This is a genomic window from Chitinophaga sp. W3I9 (genome assembly GCF_050434025.1).
In the GTDB taxonomy this organism is placed as follows: Bacteria; Bacteroidota; Bacteroidia; order Chitinophagales; family Chitinophagaceae; genus Chitinophaga.
Genome location: NZ_JBNPWC010000001.1, coordinates 5,580,581 through 5,598,050, shown reverse-complemented (window position 1 = coordinate 5,598,050; position 17,470 = coordinate 5,580,581). Strand labels below are relative to the sequence as shown.

The window sequence follows — 17,470 nt, the reverse complement described above, 5'->3', positions numbered from 1 at the left end:
CTATCCAATACATAGTACTATATAATTTATAATAAACTTTACAAGCAGGGTGTTTTCACCTGGTTAAAAACCGGATGAACATCGCAAACCAGCAGGTAGGGTGAAAGTTATAGCGGGATATTCAGCTGGGATTGTACCGTAGCGGCATAATCATCTTTTGTTGCTTCCAGGTATAGCCTGTAGTGTTCCGGATTTTCAGGTATGGAGATAGTAACGTAGGCGCCGTTGCCCAGTTTCTTTAGAAAAATGTTGTTGCCATAACCATCCGTTTTTACCAGGTACCATTCAAACTTTAAAGGGGTGTGGTTAGTAGCCGTTATCCATTCATTGTTGCTGTAAAGAAGCGCGTGATACGTAAGCCGGCTGCCGGGATAATTCGTTCTGGCCGGCCGGAGTATATGGATACGGGGAATCGCAGGTTCATGGAAGGAGTGCTGCCAGTAACGCCCCAGTTGGTAAAAGGAGGATTTATATCTTCCCTGGTGGTCGGTGAGGCCATCAAATGTTACATAGTCCCGTGTTTCCAGGTCCTGCCAGCTGGCAATAAAAGCAGGTTGCCGCCTGCCGGGTAAATGGGTGTAAGCCGTTACCGGTATCTGGCTGAAATAATGCGGAACGTTTACGGTGGCCAGCCGCGATAAACCTGTAGTGTCGTTGGCCGTTACAATGCCGAAAGCGTCCACCTGCGGTAATTGCTGGTGCAATATTTCAAGTGTGCCATCGATGCTGCTGTTAATGGCTACATCCATTGTCAGCGGCCGCGTGGCATCTATCGCTTTTATGGCGGTCATCAGGCTGCCTAACCAGGTGAGAAAGCTTTGTTGCTGATAGAGCAGCTCCGGTTTAAAGTAACCTTTTGATAGCTGTTGCCATACGGTATCACCGATGTTCCAGGCTACTATGCTCCGGTCGTGTTTCAGCTCTTCTACCCGTTTAAGAATGGTTTTCCGGAGAGCAGCAAGCATGGTAGCGTCTTTATCCATATCTGTTATGGCAGGTATCCAGAAGCCGTAATGGATGTGTATATCCATTTCTTTGGCCACATGCAGGATGTTCCTGTCGTACACACCGGGTCCGAAACGGCGGATGGTATTTACGCCAACTGTTTTCATACCAGTGAAATCTTTCATGATTTCCCGGCGGGTAAGGGCATGTAAATTCCTGAACCAGTTTTCTCCTGTCTGGTAATTGATTCCCCTGATGGTATCCGGCAGCGGTATGGCTGCTGGTATCCGGCCGGCTGCCGGGGCGGTGATCATGCTTGCGTAAGCCATTGTTTTTTCAGACTCACGGATACGGGTATACTTTTTTGCGGCGGCAAATACTTTTCCCGGTTCCTGTAATTTCCAGCGGAGCATATCTCCGGCAACAGGACGCAGTATGTTTTTATCCTGGTCGCTGTTAAATAACACGAAGGCATGTATTTCACTGAACGCATGGTCGATGGCGTTAAAGGCATCGTTCAGCCATAGTTGCTGGTTACCGGCCGCCGCCAGTGAGCCCATTTCTGCCACCATCACGGGCAGGCCCGAACGGAATACCGGCAGCTGATGAAATGGCGCGTACAACTCCCGGAAAGCATAGGATTGCCCGTTCTCATTTTGTGGTCCGTAGTTAAGGCAGGTTACCCCGATCCAGTCGACATACGGCGTGCCCGGGAAGTATTGCTCCGCCGCGGCGGCACGCCACGGGTTCCACACCCAGATAACATTGCCGACCCCGTTACGCCGGAAGAGGTCATGTACATATTTCCAGGCGGCCTTGAATTCTTCCGGCGTATTGTTACCGCTTGCCGACCAGGGATAGGCGGGATTGTCCGCCTCATGTGCAAAGCGGAGGAATACCGGGCGGTTCAATGATTTTATCCGGGCTGCAAAACGTACCAGGTATTGATCAAAGTCCCCCGCGCTGATACGGGCAAAGATCTTTTGTTCTTTACCGGCTGCAGCGTTTTTAAACAGGGATGTCCAGGGTTCCCAGGTGATCATGGGCATTGACCCGTTGTGGTAAATGGCTGCTATCAGCGAATCCGGCAGGTTGCATTGCGGCGCATCTCCCCAGGGCAGGTATAACGATATGATGTTAAAGCGGGTGTTAAACTGTTGCTGGTAATCCTTTGCCTGTTGAATCGCCGTGAGGCCGTTTGTATCAGCCGGACTGAATATTCCGGTATAAAATGTGGTTTGTTTATGTGTGGGTGGATGCGTTGCAGCAGCCGGTTCGGGGTTGTTTGTCATCATGTAACCGGTTAATAACACCACCACGAGCAATAAAGGCAGCCCAAGTTTACGGAAACCAGCATATAAATGAAGATGCCGGAAAAGCCATAACTGTTTCTTTAACAGTAACGGGTATACGAGAACGATCCTCAGCCAGTGATATTTTACGGATAAACGCCGAAGCCGGAGACTGGCAATAATATTAAAGCTCATGATCAGGCAGTTCACGCCTGCTATGCCGGCCATCACAAGGGAATAAGGGTTCCAGTCGTACGACAGTCCATAAACAATCGCTGCCAGCGAAGTAAGCAACACCAGCATATTGGGGATGTTCAGTTGCCAGTTATCCTGCCCGGTGTCATCTTTAGGGGTGGGAATATACGGCACCTTCTTCCGGATCACGGTATATACAAGTCCAAGGATATAAATCCACCAGGTACCGATCAGTAGCAGTCCGCCTACCACATGAAAGCCTCTTTCGGTTTCTTCCATCACCCATCGCTGCACAAAATGACGGATAAGGATAATCGCTGTAACGGCCGGTAATCCCAGCCATGCAAAGTTGATAAAGTCGACCCGCAAAGGTATCAACCCGGTAAACAGGGAGAGGACCGGGATGAGAAAATTGATGAAGAAAACGATGCCGGACAAATAATGAAAGGGAATAGTGCCGTAATGCAGGCGTTGCCGCCAGGTAAAAGACCGGAACAATTTCGGGTAGGAAGTAACCAGTAATTCCAGGGTGCCACGCGCCCATTTCAGTTGTTGCACATAATAGGCCGACATGGTAGTGGGCACCAGCCCCCTGGTGAGTACCGCCGGCACGTACACCGATTTCCAACCTTTGGCATGCAGCTGCATAGCGGTGTGCATGTCTTCTGCAAGACCGCTGGCATGTCCTCCGATAGCATCCAGCGCGCTTCTCCGGAAGGTGCAGTTGGCGCCTATGGCCAGTACGGTACCATAACTATTCATGGTGGCCATAATAGGACCATAGAACTGAAACGTTTGCTGGGCTGCACCCTTTGCCACCAGGCTGTCGCCCAGGTTGCTGTACGCCTGAACAATCTGCACAAACCCTACTTCCGGGTTATTGAAATGTGATACGATCACGTCGAGGAAATCCGGCGAAGGAACGTGATCCGGGTCCATGACCACGCACAGCTCCCCGCTGGCCTGCCGCAACGCATTGTTGATGTTGCCGGCCTTGGCATTTTCATGGGTAAATCTGGTTACATGTTTTACGCCCAGTTGTTTACATACTTCTACCAGGTAAGGGTCATTGGCTTCGTCGCAGAGGTAGGTGGTATGCGGGTAGGTAATGGCCTGGATAGCCGTTAACGTTTCCACGATCATGGTGTAGGGTTCACCCGCGCAAAAAGTAGTAAAGATGTCTACCGTGAATGGGTGTTCCATTTCCGGTGTTTCCGGTACTGAAATGGAAAAATAGTGATACCATTCATGGAGTACCGTGAGGCAGTTAAAAAAAAGACCCGCCATCAGGATCCAGTAAAAAGGAGCATACCCTATCTGCGCCCTGTTTAAAAGGCAAAACAGCAGATAACCCATGCTGCATACACCCAGCAGGATCATCAGCCGTAGCGTAAAGCGTTCGCGCCGGGACGGTGGTAAAATAGGTGATGGACTACTCATTATTGACTGACTACGTAAAATGGCGTATTAGCAGTAGCAAAATGTCCCTTATTATCGGAAACAGTTGCAAAGATCCTGTAAGGTCCTTCTTTTACAGGAGAACGGAATGCGATTTTATTCCCCTGGGCAGGCAGCAGCAGGTTGTTGTAAGCAACAGGGGGCTGCCCATTGGACGCATCTTTGTTGTTGGTGTACCAGTCTTCCGCCAGTATTTTCCAGGTGATATGTAACGGGCCGGTAGCAGTATCCTGCAACAGTATCTCCGCGGTTTGCAGGCTGTCAGGATTTAATAAGATGTTGTCACCGGCTCCTTTGCCATTCAGCAGCATATATTTTAACGAGGGCGCCCTGTTGGCCGGCCATTTGCCGGTCCACAGGTACTCCATAACGGACACCGTTTCCGATGCGCTGCCTTCTTTTGAAAATAAGCTGAACCAGGTACCTGTTACCTCCTGTTTGTTGCCCCAGTAAAAAACGCAGGCGCCCAGGAACCGCGGGTCTTTCACCGGCATATATTGCTGGTAGCGCTCCAGGTATTGTTGCGCCTTTTTGGTACTGGTAACCTCAATGGGCGCTCCCCAACTGGTGAACTGCGACTCCCACGGGCCGTTAATTCCCCATTCTGTAACCAGGAAAGGACCATCCCAGTACCACGAAAATTTCTCCAGGTTACGTTGCAGGTCGCGCAGCTCGCCAAAAATATTCATGGAGATCAGGTCGAGGCCCTGCACCTTTAACCGGATATTATAAAGACACCGCCTGTTGAAGTTTATCAGCGCAGTGGTCACCGGGTGATCGGGATCATCCGTATGGATCATTTCCAGCAGGTGATTATAGGCATTGTAAAAGCTGCTGTATTCCGGTTTGTAGGGAAAGTCGATTTCATTGCCCAGGCACCACATCAGCAATGCAGGATGCGATTTATACCGGTTTACCACACTTTTGAAGGCCGTGTATTGTGCCGCTACTTTAGCGGTATCATTATAGTAGGGTAAGAATCCGCTGACAGGCATGGGGAAGCCCGCTATCACCGCTATATGATTGGCATATGCGTCGTCCAGTATTTTATCCAGGTGTAAAGTATCCCAGGTACGGATGGTATTGCCACCTGCTGTATGTAGTTCCCGGAGATTTTCAAAACCAGCTGCGCCCTTTATGGCAAAGGGTTGTCCCTCGCGGTACAACAGGTATTGCCCGCCCTCTTTGCTGATATAAACCTTGCCCTTATGCACGGGGGCAGGGGACGACAGGCAACCGGTAAGAACAGTAAACAATGCGGCACGAAAACAGATCTTCTTGAACATTCACCAGGTATATTATATATTACTCGCAACACATGGCCGAATATAACATAAAATCAGAAACTTACACGGCGGATGCGCTATCTCATTATAAATAACAAAAAATTGCTTATTTTAATTGGCACAGGCCATTAAATCATCATAATGAAATTACGTAAAGTACTTACCGGATCAGCACTTTGCTGTATGCTGTTCTTTTCCTTCAGCGCATTGGCACAATCAGAAAAACCGGGTGTTGCAGATATCACTTTTCATATGCTCACCTGGGTGAAACACCTGGATAGTGATGTCGATAAATATTTCAAACGTGAAAAAGGAGAACAGCTCAATCAACAGTTGGAATCCCTGAAACAGGAACTGGATAATTACCGGAAAGCCCGGAAAACATTGTCAGATAGCTTGTTCAGGAACAATATTGCTCCCGGGAAAAAGGACGATTATAACCTGGAAGCGCTTAAAGTGAGGATGAGTGCAGTAATGGAAAAGCTGCGCGGAGTAACTGACCTGGTGAATCCTGCACTCCAGGCGGAAGGAGATAAGCTCAACGAAGAAATTTACAACGCGTTATACGGCGATCAGCCAAAGTATTTATCATACCTGGAAGCATTCCTCGGCGGTTTGGAGGTTACTAAAAAGGACCTGGCGCTGGATGGCAGCACGGCTTATTCGCGCCTGGGAGATTGTGTAAATATCATTTCATCGCTGGAAGGAAAAATTAATAAGAAGATGGGGCAATAATCTTTACAGCCCTTTCCCTTTGCTTACCCAATCATTATTTTTAATGCTGAAACGGTAGGGGAGATAAGCATCTTCCCCGGCATATTGCACGCCCACACGGGTTGACACGGTCATCGCTTCCTCCGGGATGTCTTCGCCGGGTTCTATCCATACTTTCGTTCCCGTGAGGCTCTCGCCATTCAGGCTGGCATCAATACCCATCGCTTTGCAAAGACTACCAGGTCCTGCTGTGAGTTTGGCAGAGGGCTTGTTGTTGTACCGTTGCTTCATGACCTCTATACCATCTACAGGTTGTAGCGCCCTGATCAATACTGCATGAGGCGTATCTTCGATGTTGGTCACCACATTAAAGAGATAGTGAATGCCATAGCATAAGTATACATAGGCGAATCCTCCCGGCTTGTAGATTACTTCCGTGCGTTTGGTACGGCGGTTATTCCATGCGTGGGATGCCCTGTCGCCAGCGCCGGCATAGGCTTCTGTTTCCACAATCATACCTGCAGTGCGAACGCCATTGATACGTGTCACCAGTATTTTGCCCAGCAATTGTTTCGCAATAGTAGTTACCTCATGCTGCTGATAAAATTCCTTCTTTAGCTTGGCCATTGAAATAAATATCCCTGTTTTAAAAAATGAATTTATGTTATTTGCATAATTATAAGCACCATTATGGAAGAAATAAAATGGGGAATTATAGGTTGTGGAGATGTGACAGAAGTCAAAAGTGGCCCGGCTTTTAATAAAGTGCCGCATTCCTCCCTGGTGGCGGTCATGCGCAGGGACGCCGCAAAGGCGCAGGACTATGCCCTGCGGCATGGCGTACCCAAATGGTACGATAACGCGGAGCAACTGATCAACGACCCGGAGATCAACGCCGTATATATTGCCACACCACCTTTGCAGCATGAAGAATACACCCTGCTGGCTTTATCGAAGGGCAAGCCGGTATACGTGGAAAAGCCAATGACGCTGAACGCAGCGTCGGCCATCAGGATGAAAGCTGCAGCAGACAAATACCATGTAAAGTTAAGCGTGGCACACTACCGGCGCGAGCAGCCCGTATTTCTGAAAGTAAAAGACCTGTTGTCGGATAACGCCATCGGGGATATCCGTTTTGTATCCCTGCAAATGCTGCAACCGCCGGCCTCTGCCCTCATTGCAGATTCAGCGGTTAACTGGCGGGTAGATCCTGCCATTTCCGGCGGCGGCCTGTTTCACGACCTGGCCCCGCATCAGCTGGACCTGATGATCTATTTCTTCGGCCAACCAAAGCACGCCGCCGGTATTGCCGTAAACCAGGCCGGTGTAAACCAGGCAGACGACCTTGTTACGGGGCATATCCTGTTTGAAAACGGCGTGGTGTTCAACGGCATGTGGTGCTTCACGGTATCGCCCGCTGATCAGCAGGACCGCTGCGAGATTACCGGATCATCCGGCACCATCAGCTTCCCCGTATTTGGCAGTAAAATAACCCTGCACAAAGACGGACATACGGAAGAATTCATTTTTGATCCGCTGCAGCATGTGCAGCAACCCATGATAGAAAAGGTAACCGCCTTTTTCCTGGGCAAAGGCGCCAATCCCTGTTCCGCGGAGCAGGCTATACTCTCAATGGAGTTGATGGACCGGTTCACGCGGAGGTTGTCTTACTCAGGATTACGCTGATTATACTGATTACGCTGATTTGATCACTTTTGATTTTAATAGATTTGGGGAGATATAAGCGGAGGTTGTCTTACTCAGGATTAAACTTATTTCACTGATTACGCTGATTTGATCACTTTTGATTTTAAGGGGATTATACTTTTTTCTGGTATATTTAAAAAGATGGCGCGAAGATGAGATAGCCCATGCTTTACACATACCTTACAGATGCTTTACGCCTGCTTTACATTTGCTTTATACGTGCTTATAACCTGCTGTTGATGTGGAGATGACGTGGACTTGATCGGTAATGTATTGTGTATCAATTCGCTATAGTGGGTTTTACAATATTGTTTAGACGCGTTGCATCAAAGAAATGGTCTGGATATCAAGGCTTTATACACATTATGAAGATAAACATAATCAGGCAAAAAGACAAACGGTTAAAAAACTCAAAAAATAAAATCAACCTCCGCTTACATCTCCCCAAATCCTTTAAAATCCAAAAGCGATCAAATCAGCGTAATCAGTGAAATAAGTTTAATCCTGAGTAAGACAACCTCCGCGTTCTCGCTCACATCTCCCCAAATCTTTTAATCAAAAGTGGTCAAATCCCATAAATCAATATAATCAGCGTAATCCTGAGTAAGACAAAATACGCGTTGTGAATACCCAACTATTTGCGTATCTTAATATCAGCAGAGAGCAGCATTCAACCATATCGCTCGTAGTGTGATGCAGACATATCCTCCCGGATATGAACTTTATGTTACGAATGCAGTGAACACCTAATATTCAAATTATCCTGTAATATTTTCGCGCTCATGAAACCTATCTTCACACTTCTGTCAGTACTGTTATTATGCTGCATCATCAGGCAGCCATTGCTTGCACAAACAACGCAGGCCTCGATTTCAGGGATTGTCTCTGATAATGCCAAACAACTCATTCCCGGGGCATCCGTATTGGTGCGCAACGAATCAACCGGATTTAGCAGCCGCACTATTTCAAACGCCAAAGGGGAATACCTTATTAAAGAGTTGCCACTCGGCGGACCATACACCATCCAGGTAACAGCGATGGGATATGCGGAACAAAGACGTACCGGCTACTCACTCAACCAGGGCGATGTAATCCGCGCCAATTTCCAGATGCAAACATCTGCGGTGGATATCAAGGAGATCACTGTGTCCGGCGCCGCGCTCCGCAACAAAACGGAGAACTTTGGTGCAGCCACCACTGTATCGGCAAGGGATATTGCCCGCCTGCCGGTGAATGGCCGTAACTTCAGCAGCCTCATAGATCTTTCGCCGCTGAGCAGCGGAAGCAACCTGGCAGGACAGCTCGGCTCTTCTACCAACATCACCATTGATGGAACCTCTGCGAAGAATCCAACTTCCAGCAGTGGCACCAACACCCGTATCGGCGGCCCATATGCTATTTCAATGGAAGCCATCCGGGAATTTAAAGTGGTCACCAACCAGTATGATGTTACTTTTGGCCGCAGCGGCGGCGGTACCATCAGCACCGTAACCAAATCAGGTACCAACACCTTTTCAGGTAGCGCCTTCACCTTCGTAAGGGCCGATGCGTTGTCCAGTAAATACGACGCCCGCGGTAACCGGCGCCAGAACGACTTCTCCACCTATCAGTATGGCTTCTCTCTGGGAGGTCCTATCATTAAAAATAAACTGCACTTCTTCCTGGCATGGGATCACCAGGCCGACTCACGCCCCCTGCAGCTGGCGGATATCAAAACGCCGGCGGATGAAAAACGGTTCAACGTTACACAGTCCACGCTGGATACCTACCTCGATATTGCCCGCAGTAAATATGGAGTGGCCTCCACGCCGCAGTTCGGGTCATTTAATAAGAAACGCGGTACAGATGCGGCTTTTGCACGTATCGACTGGCAGCTCAACGAGCGGAACCTCCTCACTATCCGCGATAACTATGTAAACGACCGCGCACCATTAGGCCGTGACGATAACACTGCCATCAACCTCTATGAAGTATATGCGGATGCACATGCCGTTAACAACAGCTTGCTGGCCACGCTCCGTACGGTGGTGAATCCCCGGATTACAAACGAGCTGAAATTGCAGCACCTGTATACTTTTGAAGAGAGTTCACCCGGCGATCAACTGCCGGCGCAGAATATTCCGCGCGCCATCGTGGAAAGGGTACAGTCCACTATTGACAACAAACCGGTATTTACCTCTATCCAGCTCGGCGGACAACGCTATTCACCGGAGCACTTCTATAATAACGTATTCCAGCTGGTAGACAATCTTTATTATAATACCAATAAAGCCAACTATACTTTCGGCGCAGATATAATGTACAGTCACATGAACTCACTGTATGGCAGTGAAATGAACGGGCGTTATTATTTCACCGGTATGGATAATTTCAATAACCTGAAACCTTACCGTTATGCCCGCGAAGTGGCGCTGGCAGATGATCCCAGTGTGAACCAGAATATTCTCAGCGGCGCATTGTACGCGCAGATGCAAACCTACCTGTTCCCGGGTTTTGAAATGATCGCCGGTATCCGTGCCGATTATACCACTTACCTGAACAAGCCAAACTTTAACCAAACGGTGTATGATGAGCTTGGACTGAGCACCGACAACTCGCTGAAAACTTTCCAGCTGCAGCCACGTATCCAGTTCAACTGGGATATCAAAGAAAAGCATACGGATTACCTGCGCTTTGGTGCAGCCATCTTTGGATCAGACATAAACAACTATGCCATGATCAACAACATGCTGTTTGATGGTACCAAAGTACTCACCGTGGATATCCAGGGCGCCGGTGTACCCGTTCCCGATTTCCCGGCATACCGTAAAGATCCGTCAACCGCACCAGGCAAGGAAATGTTCGACAAGCTCGGGCTGCCGCGCCAGGGTACCATTAATATGAACGGTAAGGATGCCAGGATCCCGGTAGTGTACAAAGCGAACATCTCCTACAATCACCTGTTCTCCGACCGCTTTAAAATGGGCGTGACGTTCTTCACCACTATTGCGCGTCACAATTATATGTATGTAGACAGGAACATGGCTGATCAGCCTTTCTTCCGTTTGTCGAATGAAGATAACCGCGGTGTATATGTACCCGCATCTACTATCAATGTAACCAATGGCGCTACCGACTGGACCAAAGGCCGTAAAACCACCAATGTGGGACGCGTGCTGGAACTGAACAGCGATGGTAAAGTAAACCAGTTTGCATTTGTGGTGGATGGTACCTTCCGTTATTTCAGAGACGGAGAGGTGTCCGTTAGCTATACGTGGAACGATGCGAAAGACAATACCTCTTACAACGGCGACGTGGCCAACACTGCTACCTTGTCGCTGATGGTAAAAGACGATCCGCGTAATCTCAGCACCATGAGTTATTCCGATAACCAGTTCCGTCATAAGGTAGTGGTATACGGCACCCTGCCTACTTTCTGGGGCATTAATGTAGGCGTGCGCTATTCCGGTATAGGCGGCACACGTTATTCGCTGGCAGTAGGCGGTAACGTGAATGGCGACTTTGTAAACTCAAACGACCTGGCCTATGTATTTGATGTGAATAATCCCAGCGTGCCGGAAAAGATGCGCACGGATCTCCAGGCGATTTTAGATAATCCCCTGGCGGATGAAAGCGTAAAAGATTATATCCGCAAAAGCAGCGGGAAAGTAGCAGAAAGAAATGGTGGTGTAAACGGTTTCTATGGCGTATGGGATCTGAGGATTGCTACAAAGATCCGGTTTGGCAAGAAGCAATATCTTGAACCATCCTGCGATATCTTTAACCTCGCCAATGTGTTTAACAAGGAATGGGGTACCAGTAAATTACTGGGCAAACAGAATATTTATTCTTTAGGTGGTTTCGATCCTGTTACCTCTACTTATAAGTATAACGTAAACGTGAACTCAGGCGTGGTGGTGCCGGGTGGTAACCCATGGCAGATCCAGCTGGGGCTCCGGTACGGGTTCTAGCAAAAAGAGGTAAGATATAAAGAGAAGATAAAACAGCCGGCCAATGTGCCGGCTGTTTTTTTTGTCTTGCAAAAAAAAATCCGGAAAAAGATTTGACTCTAACGCTACGTCATACCCTAACTTTGGTTTTAATCTAATAGTTACCAGGATGATAAAGCAGTATGCGGTAAATAAACTGGCAAAATTGGCAGGTGTGAGTGTGCGCACGCTCCACTATTACGACCAGATTGGTTTGCTGACGCCCTCTGTGCGTACCTCCGCGGGGTACCGGGTATATGGTGAAGCGGAATTGCTCCGGTTGCAGCAGATCCTGTTTTATCGTGAACTGGATGTAGAGCTGAAGGATATCGCCAGCATACTGGATGATCCCGGCTTTGACCTGATCCATGCGTTGGAAGGGCACCGGCAAATGCTTTTGTCGAAGAAAGACCGCATCGAAACCCTGGTGGCTACAGTGGAGAAAACCATCTCTCATCTAAAAAACAATGTAAACATGAACGTAGAAGATCTATATGCAGGACTGCCCAAAGAACAGGCAGCAGCCTGGCGGCGGGAAGCGCAGGAAAAGTGGCCCGGTCAGGTAGCGCACGCAGAAAAGCAATTACTGGAAATGGACAAAGACAGCTATGAACAGCTACAGGATGGCTTTAAGGCCAACTGGGAAAAGCTGGCATCGCTCTCTCACCTGGACCCGGCCAGCCAGCAGGTGCAACAGGAAATAGCCCTGCATTACAGGTATATCCTGCAATTCTGGGGTAAAACCGATAACCAGGCAGAAGCCTACAACGGGCTGGGCGATCTGTTTGCCACCGATGAACGGTATATGCAGGTGAATGGCTTAGCCAACCCGGCTTTTGGCAGTTTTATGCAACAGGCCATCCGGGTATATGTGGAACGCCAACTGAAATAAAACAAACAGGGTACGGAAGTATACCGTACCCTGTTTAAATTTTTCGGGAGATGTGATTACCACGCACCCAACTCTGACAGCACTGCATAGTGTGAGCCTGAGTAATTGGAAGCGGTCACGATTTTGATATATTTTGCAGAAACAGCTGCCCCGAAAGAGATATACTGCTTACTGTTTACATTCGTCAGCGTATAGTTTCCCCTCGATGTATACGTTACATTATCGGTACTGGTAAACACCGAAATATCTTTCAGAGAACCATTGAGATTGGCCCGTTGAAGGAATGCCAGTCCTTGTATGGATTTGATGGCATTCATATTTACAATCACTGTATGCGGATGCGCCGGCTGTACTGTTTTCCATTGGGTATGCCATACGGTAGCCTGGTTGTTGTCGAGCAGGTTAGTGGCGGGGCCGTCGTCTTCCTGGCTGCTTACATACGTGATGTTCCAGGAAGATTTATTCAGTTCATCTTTGGTGCTGATATCCAGTACAGGTTCATTATTTACAAAAGAATACGGGTAAGAGATTTCAGTAGAGGAGCCGTTGGTATACAGGAAGCGGATACGCAGGGCGTAGTTGCCTGTCTTCGTATGAAGTTCACTGATGGGCATACTCAGCTGGAAACTATCGCCGGAAGGTGCAGCCACCCATGGCACGGCATCATAATCATTTCCGCCTTCCGGATCATTATATACGTTTACGTTATTCACGGTTTGTGTGGAAGAGAATTTCACTTTCAGCACAATGTTGCCGCCGGTATAACTGGCTTTGATGATATCGATAGTGGTATTTCCTCCGCCGTAAATACCTGTGGCGGTGCTGGTGCGGAATACCTGCGAGTTGTTGAGGATAGCAGCGCTGGCGGCAGTAAGGAAAGTGGGGTTTTTACCATAGGTATAATTACCGCTGCCCATGAGCGCCGTGCCTTTAGCCGGATCAGCGGCTTCCGATACTTTCTCTTTGTTATGCGGCAGGTTAAGTCCATGGCCCAGTTCGTGCATGAGGCCACCTATCCATTTGGTAGCGCGGTTGCCCAGCGTGGTATTCTGACCGAGGTAGCTGGTATCCATTTCAGCATAATCCAATGCAAAGCACCAGCGGCCCAAACCGTAAAAGGGTACGCCACCGGGATCACCATCGGAAGCGTAGGTGCTGGCGGGCATAATAACGAGCGTGTGTTCACTGTGCTTATCTGCCGGATGCGCAGCAAACCAGGTGTTCAGTTCACCGATAGCAGTGTTGCCGCCCCCTTCATAAGGATAACCGGTTTTTGGCAGCGCGCCTTTTACCATGGTGATCTTTACTTTACCTGCGGAATCCAGCGCCAGGCCAAAGGAACGGTCGCCATAACCGTAATAGTTCATCCACTTCCCGTAGAAGCGCTGCCCCTGCTGTAAAATACCGTTTAGCCGTGCCCGGTAGTTTGTGATGGTATCGCCATCGGAAGGCACAAAGTAAACAACGTTTAAGGCATACGCGCTGGGTACGAAGTTTTCCAGGCCGGATTTGGTTTTATCTTTCATGGGCTGCAATTCCCCACCGGGAGATCGTTTGCAGGCCATAAAAAGGGTAGGCAGCAATAGCATACCTGCTAGCAGGGAATGAAGGTTTTTCATTTTCATTGTTCAGATTTATGATTAACAAAGACAGTAAGAATCGACAGATTTTGGTTTAAGGTTTTCCAGGTTACGCTGTTGGCGTTTCACATATTCAGGTGAACTAAATTAAGTAATTGTTTTATAAAGCAGAAAAATAATAATATTCCTCCCTTTCTTCCGGATATGGAATATTTATCGCAAATTGGTCCCCGTAAATATTAATAACTTATGTTCAAGTACCTGTACCTGTCAGGGTTGCTCTTTGCAGCCCTGGGTTTGTATGCAACCCCGGCTGTCCCTAAAGCCGTCCCCATTGAAGATTCAACGGAGCTTTATCAAAAAGAGCTTGATAATTATGTTGATTCTGTCAATAAGTCTTTTAAATATGAAACAGGCACTATTGTATTGCCGGGTGGAAAGGTGGAGATTAATGTGCCTGCGGGTTTCAAATTCCTGAACAAGGAAAAAAGCCAGTATGTGCTCACTACGCTTTGGGGCAATCCGCCGGAAAACGCCAACAATACGCTGGGAATGATTTTCCCGGCAAATTCTGATCCTTTTGCGGATAGCAGTTATGCCTTTATTATTGAATTCGAAGACATTGGCTATGTAAAGGATGATGACGCCGAAAAGATTGACTACAATGAAATGATGAAAAACATGCAGGAAGGCGAGAAGGAAACCAATGAGGAACGTGCCAAACAGGGATACGCTGGTATTCACCTGATTGGATGGGCGCAGCAACCTTTCTACGACAAAAAGAATAAGGTACTGCACTGGGCAAAGGAAATCCGTTTCGATGACCAGGAAGGCGGTCATACGCTGAATTACGAGATCCGAATCCTGGGGCGCCACGGTGTATTATCGCTGAATGCGGTTTGCACAATGAGTGAACTCCCGCTGGTAAAAGCAGATATCGGTAAAGTATTACACATGGCTACTTTCACACAGGGGAATACCTATTTCGATTTCGATCCGAAGGTGGATAACGTGGCAGCATGGTCTATTGGTGGTCTTGTAGCTGGTAAATTGCTGGCGAAAGTTGGGTTCTTTGCTATCCTGGTAAAATACCTTGCCGCCGGCTGGAAATTCATTGCCATTGGGTTTGTAGCGCTCATCGGATTTTTCAGACGCCTGTTCAGCCGCAAAAAAGCAGAGAAGGAAAATGTTGTTTTCAACACCGGTACAAATGAACCAGATACCGAACCACATACCGCTGACGAAAACACAGATAACCATACTCCTCCCGCAGCAGAAAATAATCCTGAACATAATCACGAAAACAATCCGGAAAACAAACCCTGATAAAAGAATCTTTTAAAATCAAAAACAATCAAATCAGCGTAATCAGCATCATCCGCCTAATCAGGCAGAAAGACAATTTCCATCGCCGAAGGCGATCCCCGATATCAGAAAGCCTGCGCACCCCGCAGGCTTTCTTTCTGCCCGAAATTTTGTTTTCCTATTATTTTCCGAATAAATGTCTTATTTTTTCAAGTGAGATGCCATTATCTATGGTTTCCGGATTGTCAGAATTGATCACGAAAGGTATATTTTATGTCAACGCCATCCGATGCACTGGAGCCAGCCATACTTTTCAAAACTTACTACACCAGGCTTTGCTACTTTGCCTTTCAGTTTACCGGCGATAAAGACGCAGCCAGGGATATTGCCCAGGAAGCCTTTGTAAGCTACCTGGGGCAACAGGGGCAGGTAACCGCGCATCCGGTGGCCATCAAAAATTTCCTGTATACAACCGTCCGTAACGCCTGTTTAAATGCCATCCGGCATGAGAAAGTGGTGGAGAAATTTGCAGCCGCACAGGAAGGCGCGTCAGAAAATGATCCTTCTGTAATTTTAACGATGATCCGGTCCGAAGTGATCGGCGAAATTAACCGCGCACTGGAAACGTTGCCCGAAGCCTGCCAGGTGATTATCAGGATGGGCTATATCTCCGGGCTTAAAAACCAGGAAATCGCCGACCAGCTGAACATCAGCATTAATACGGTTAAAACCCAGAAGAAAAGAGGACTGCATCTGTTAAGACAACGGCTTAACCCCGAAATTTACGCCGTATTATTCCTGTAAATCCTGCTTTCAAAAAAATATTCTTATTTCTTTCACCCTTTTTTCCGTCCCGCGTTTCTTTACCTGGTAAGCAACCTTTATGGAGCAAAACCAGGATCTGTATAAATACGCCGGCTTAATTTTAAAATATCTCCGGGAACAGGCTACGGCGGCCGAACAGCAGGAGCTGGAAGCCTGGCTGGAAAAGGATGTGCGGCATCAGCAGCTGCTGGAATCCCTGAAAGACCAGGAAACCCTGCGCGATGCGATCGCCTTTCATGATACCATTGATGTGGATGCCGACTGGCAGGCCGTGCTGGCCCGCTCCACTCCGGCAACTCCGGGTAGGAGGGTAGCGTGGCTCCGAATCGCCGCATGGACGGCCGCCGCTGCCGCCATATTAGGAGGCGTGATCCTCGCCTACAATTGGCGCACACCGGATACCAGGCCCGGAAAAATGATGGCCGGCACTTCTCCACAAATAAAAAATGATGTGCTCCCTGGCAGCAACAGTGCCACCCTGCAACTGGGCAACGGGAAAACCGTACACCTGGGCAATCAGCCGGAAGGGCCCATCAAAGAGGCGGATGGAACCACTATTGCGCAGCAACCAGGCGGACTTGTATACAATAAATCAAATGAACCGCAGGCGACTGCGCTATTCAATACTTTATCTACCGCAAAGGCAGGGCAATACCAGCTCACACTGGAAGACGGCACACGCGTATGGCTCAATGCCGCCTCCTCCCTGCGTTTTCCCGTACACTTTACTAATGGCGAACGCCGGGTAGAACTCACCGGGGAAGGATATTTTGAAGTAGCTGCCAGTCCTGACAAACCTTTCCGGGTAATGGTGCAGCAGATGGAAGTACTGGTGCTGGGCACCCACTTTAACGTAGGCGCTTACAGCAAAGTGGTGAAAACTACGCTGATCACCGGCGCTGTAAAAATCCAGGTAAAGGATAAACGTTCCTGGCAGCTGGCGCCTGGTCAGCAGGCTAATGTGCAGGGCGACCAGGTACGTATCGCCACAGCAGATACCGAAAAAGCTATTGCCTGGAAAGAAGGCATCTTCTTTTTTAAAGATGACGATTTCCGGGAAATTATGGAACAGGTGGCCCGCTGGTATGACCTGGACATTCATTACGAAGGCCCGCTGCCCGCAAAACGCATCAGCGGCAATATCAGCCGCCAGGCGAAGTTGTCGCAGGTGCTGGAAATGCTCAACTTCGTGAGCGGCGCCAACTTCAGGGTAAATGGAAAAGACGTCACTGTAACACTGTCAAAATAAATAAGTATAACTGGAACGGACACACGAAAATTAAAAAAGTACCTGTAATAAACA

General features: G+C 48.3%; 11 protein-coding genes. 7 read left to right on the top strand and 4 right to left on the bottom strand.

Annotated elements, in window-relative coordinates; genetic code table 11:
• Positions 1-107: 107 nt before the first annotated feature.
• A complete protein-coding gene (locus QFZ51_RS22600; RefSeq protein WP_429049167.1) occupies positions 108-3,872 on the bottom strand; it encodes a glycosyltransferase in 3,765 nt (1,254 codons plus the stop codon).
• Positions 3,872-5,176, bottom strand: a complete 1,305-nt coding sequence (locus QFZ51_RS22595) for a hypothetical protein (protein ID WP_429049164.1) — start codon at positions 5,174-5,176, stop codon at positions 3,872-3,874. The genes QFZ51_RS22600 and QFZ51_RS22595 overlap by 1 nt, the downstream gene beginning before the upstream one ends.
• 141 nt (positions 5,177-5,317) lie before the next feature.
• Between QFZ51_RS22595 and QFZ51_RS22590 the strand changes: the two genes are divergently transcribed.
• Positions 5,318-5,911, top strand: coding sequence for a hypothetical protein (locus tag QFZ51_RS22590; protein ID WP_429049161.1), 594 nt, complete (start codon positions 5,318-5,320; stop codon positions 5,909-5,911).
• Positions 5,912-5,914: 3 nt separating this feature from the next.
• Here the strand turns inward: QFZ51_RS22590 and QFZ51_RS22585 are convergent, their stop codons facing one another.
• On the bottom strand, positions 5,915-6,517 hold the full coding sequence (locus QFZ51_RS22585) for a DNA-3-methyladenine glycosylase (protein ID WP_370911996.1): 603 nt from the start codon (positions 6,515-6,517) through the stop codon (positions 5,915-5,917).
• A 63-nt stretch (positions 6,518-6,580) separates the two neighbouring features.
• Here QFZ51_RS22585 and QFZ51_RS22580 point away from each other — a divergent pair, with 63 nt between their 5' ends.
• The 3 genes from QFZ51_RS22580 (at position 6,581) to QFZ51_RS22570 (ending at position 12,457) form a co-directional block, all read left to right on the top strand.
• Complete coding sequence (locus QFZ51_RS22580) at positions 6,581-7,576, top strand: Gfo/Idh/MocA family protein (protein ID WP_429049157.1); 996 nt, start codon at positions 6,581-6,583, stop codon at positions 7,574-7,576.
• 803 nt (positions 7,577-8,379) lie between these two features.
• Complete coding sequence (locus QFZ51_RS22575) at positions 8,380-11,547, top strand: carboxypeptidase regulatory-like domain-containing protein (protein ID WP_429049154.1); 3,168 nt, start codon at positions 8,380-8,382, stop codon at positions 11,545-11,547.
• A gap of 148 nt (positions 11,548-11,695) precedes the next feature.
• Positions 11,696-12,457, top strand: a complete 762-nt coding sequence (locus tag QFZ51_RS22570; RefSeq protein ID WP_429049151.1) for a MerR family transcriptional regulator — start codon at positions 11,696-11,698, stop codon at positions 12,455-12,457.
• 56 nt (positions 12,458-12,513) lie between these two features.
• Here the strand turns inward: QFZ51_RS22570 and QFZ51_RS22565 are convergent, their stop codons facing one another.
• Positions 12,514-14,082, bottom strand: coding sequence for a discoidin domain-containing protein (locus tag QFZ51_RS22565; protein WP_429049148.1), 1,569 nt, complete (start codon positions 14,080-14,082; stop codon positions 12,514-12,516).
• Between the two features lie 204 nt (positions 14,083-14,286).
• Here QFZ51_RS22565 and QFZ51_RS22560 point away from each other — a divergent pair, with 204 nt between their 5' ends.
• The 3 genes from QFZ51_RS22560 to QFZ51_RS22550 all read left to right on the top strand — a co-directional run bounded on the left by QFZ51_RS22560 (position 14,287) and on the right by QFZ51_RS22550 (position 17,416).
• Positions 14,287-15,363, top strand: a complete 1,077-nt coding sequence (locus QFZ51_RS22560) for a DUF2167 domain-containing protein (protein WP_429049145.1) — start codon at positions 14,287-14,289, stop codon at positions 15,361-15,363.
• 252 nt (positions 15,364-15,615) lie between these two features.
• Positions 15,616-16,146: an RNA polymerase sigma-70 factor gene (locus QFZ51_RS22555; protein ID WP_370912002.1), complete on the top strand. Its 531-nt coding sequence runs from the start codon at positions 15,616-15,618 to the stop codon at positions 16,144-16,146.
• Between the two features lie 79 nt (positions 16,147-16,225).
• Positions 16,226-17,416 carry a FecR family protein gene (locus tag QFZ51_RS22550; RefSeq protein ID WP_429049141.1) on the top strand — a complete coding sequence of 397 codons (1,191 nt, stop codon included), beginning with the start codon at positions 16,226-16,228 and terminating at the stop codon, positions 17,414-17,416.
• The last annotated feature ends 54 nt before the right edge of the window (positions 17,417-17,470 follow it).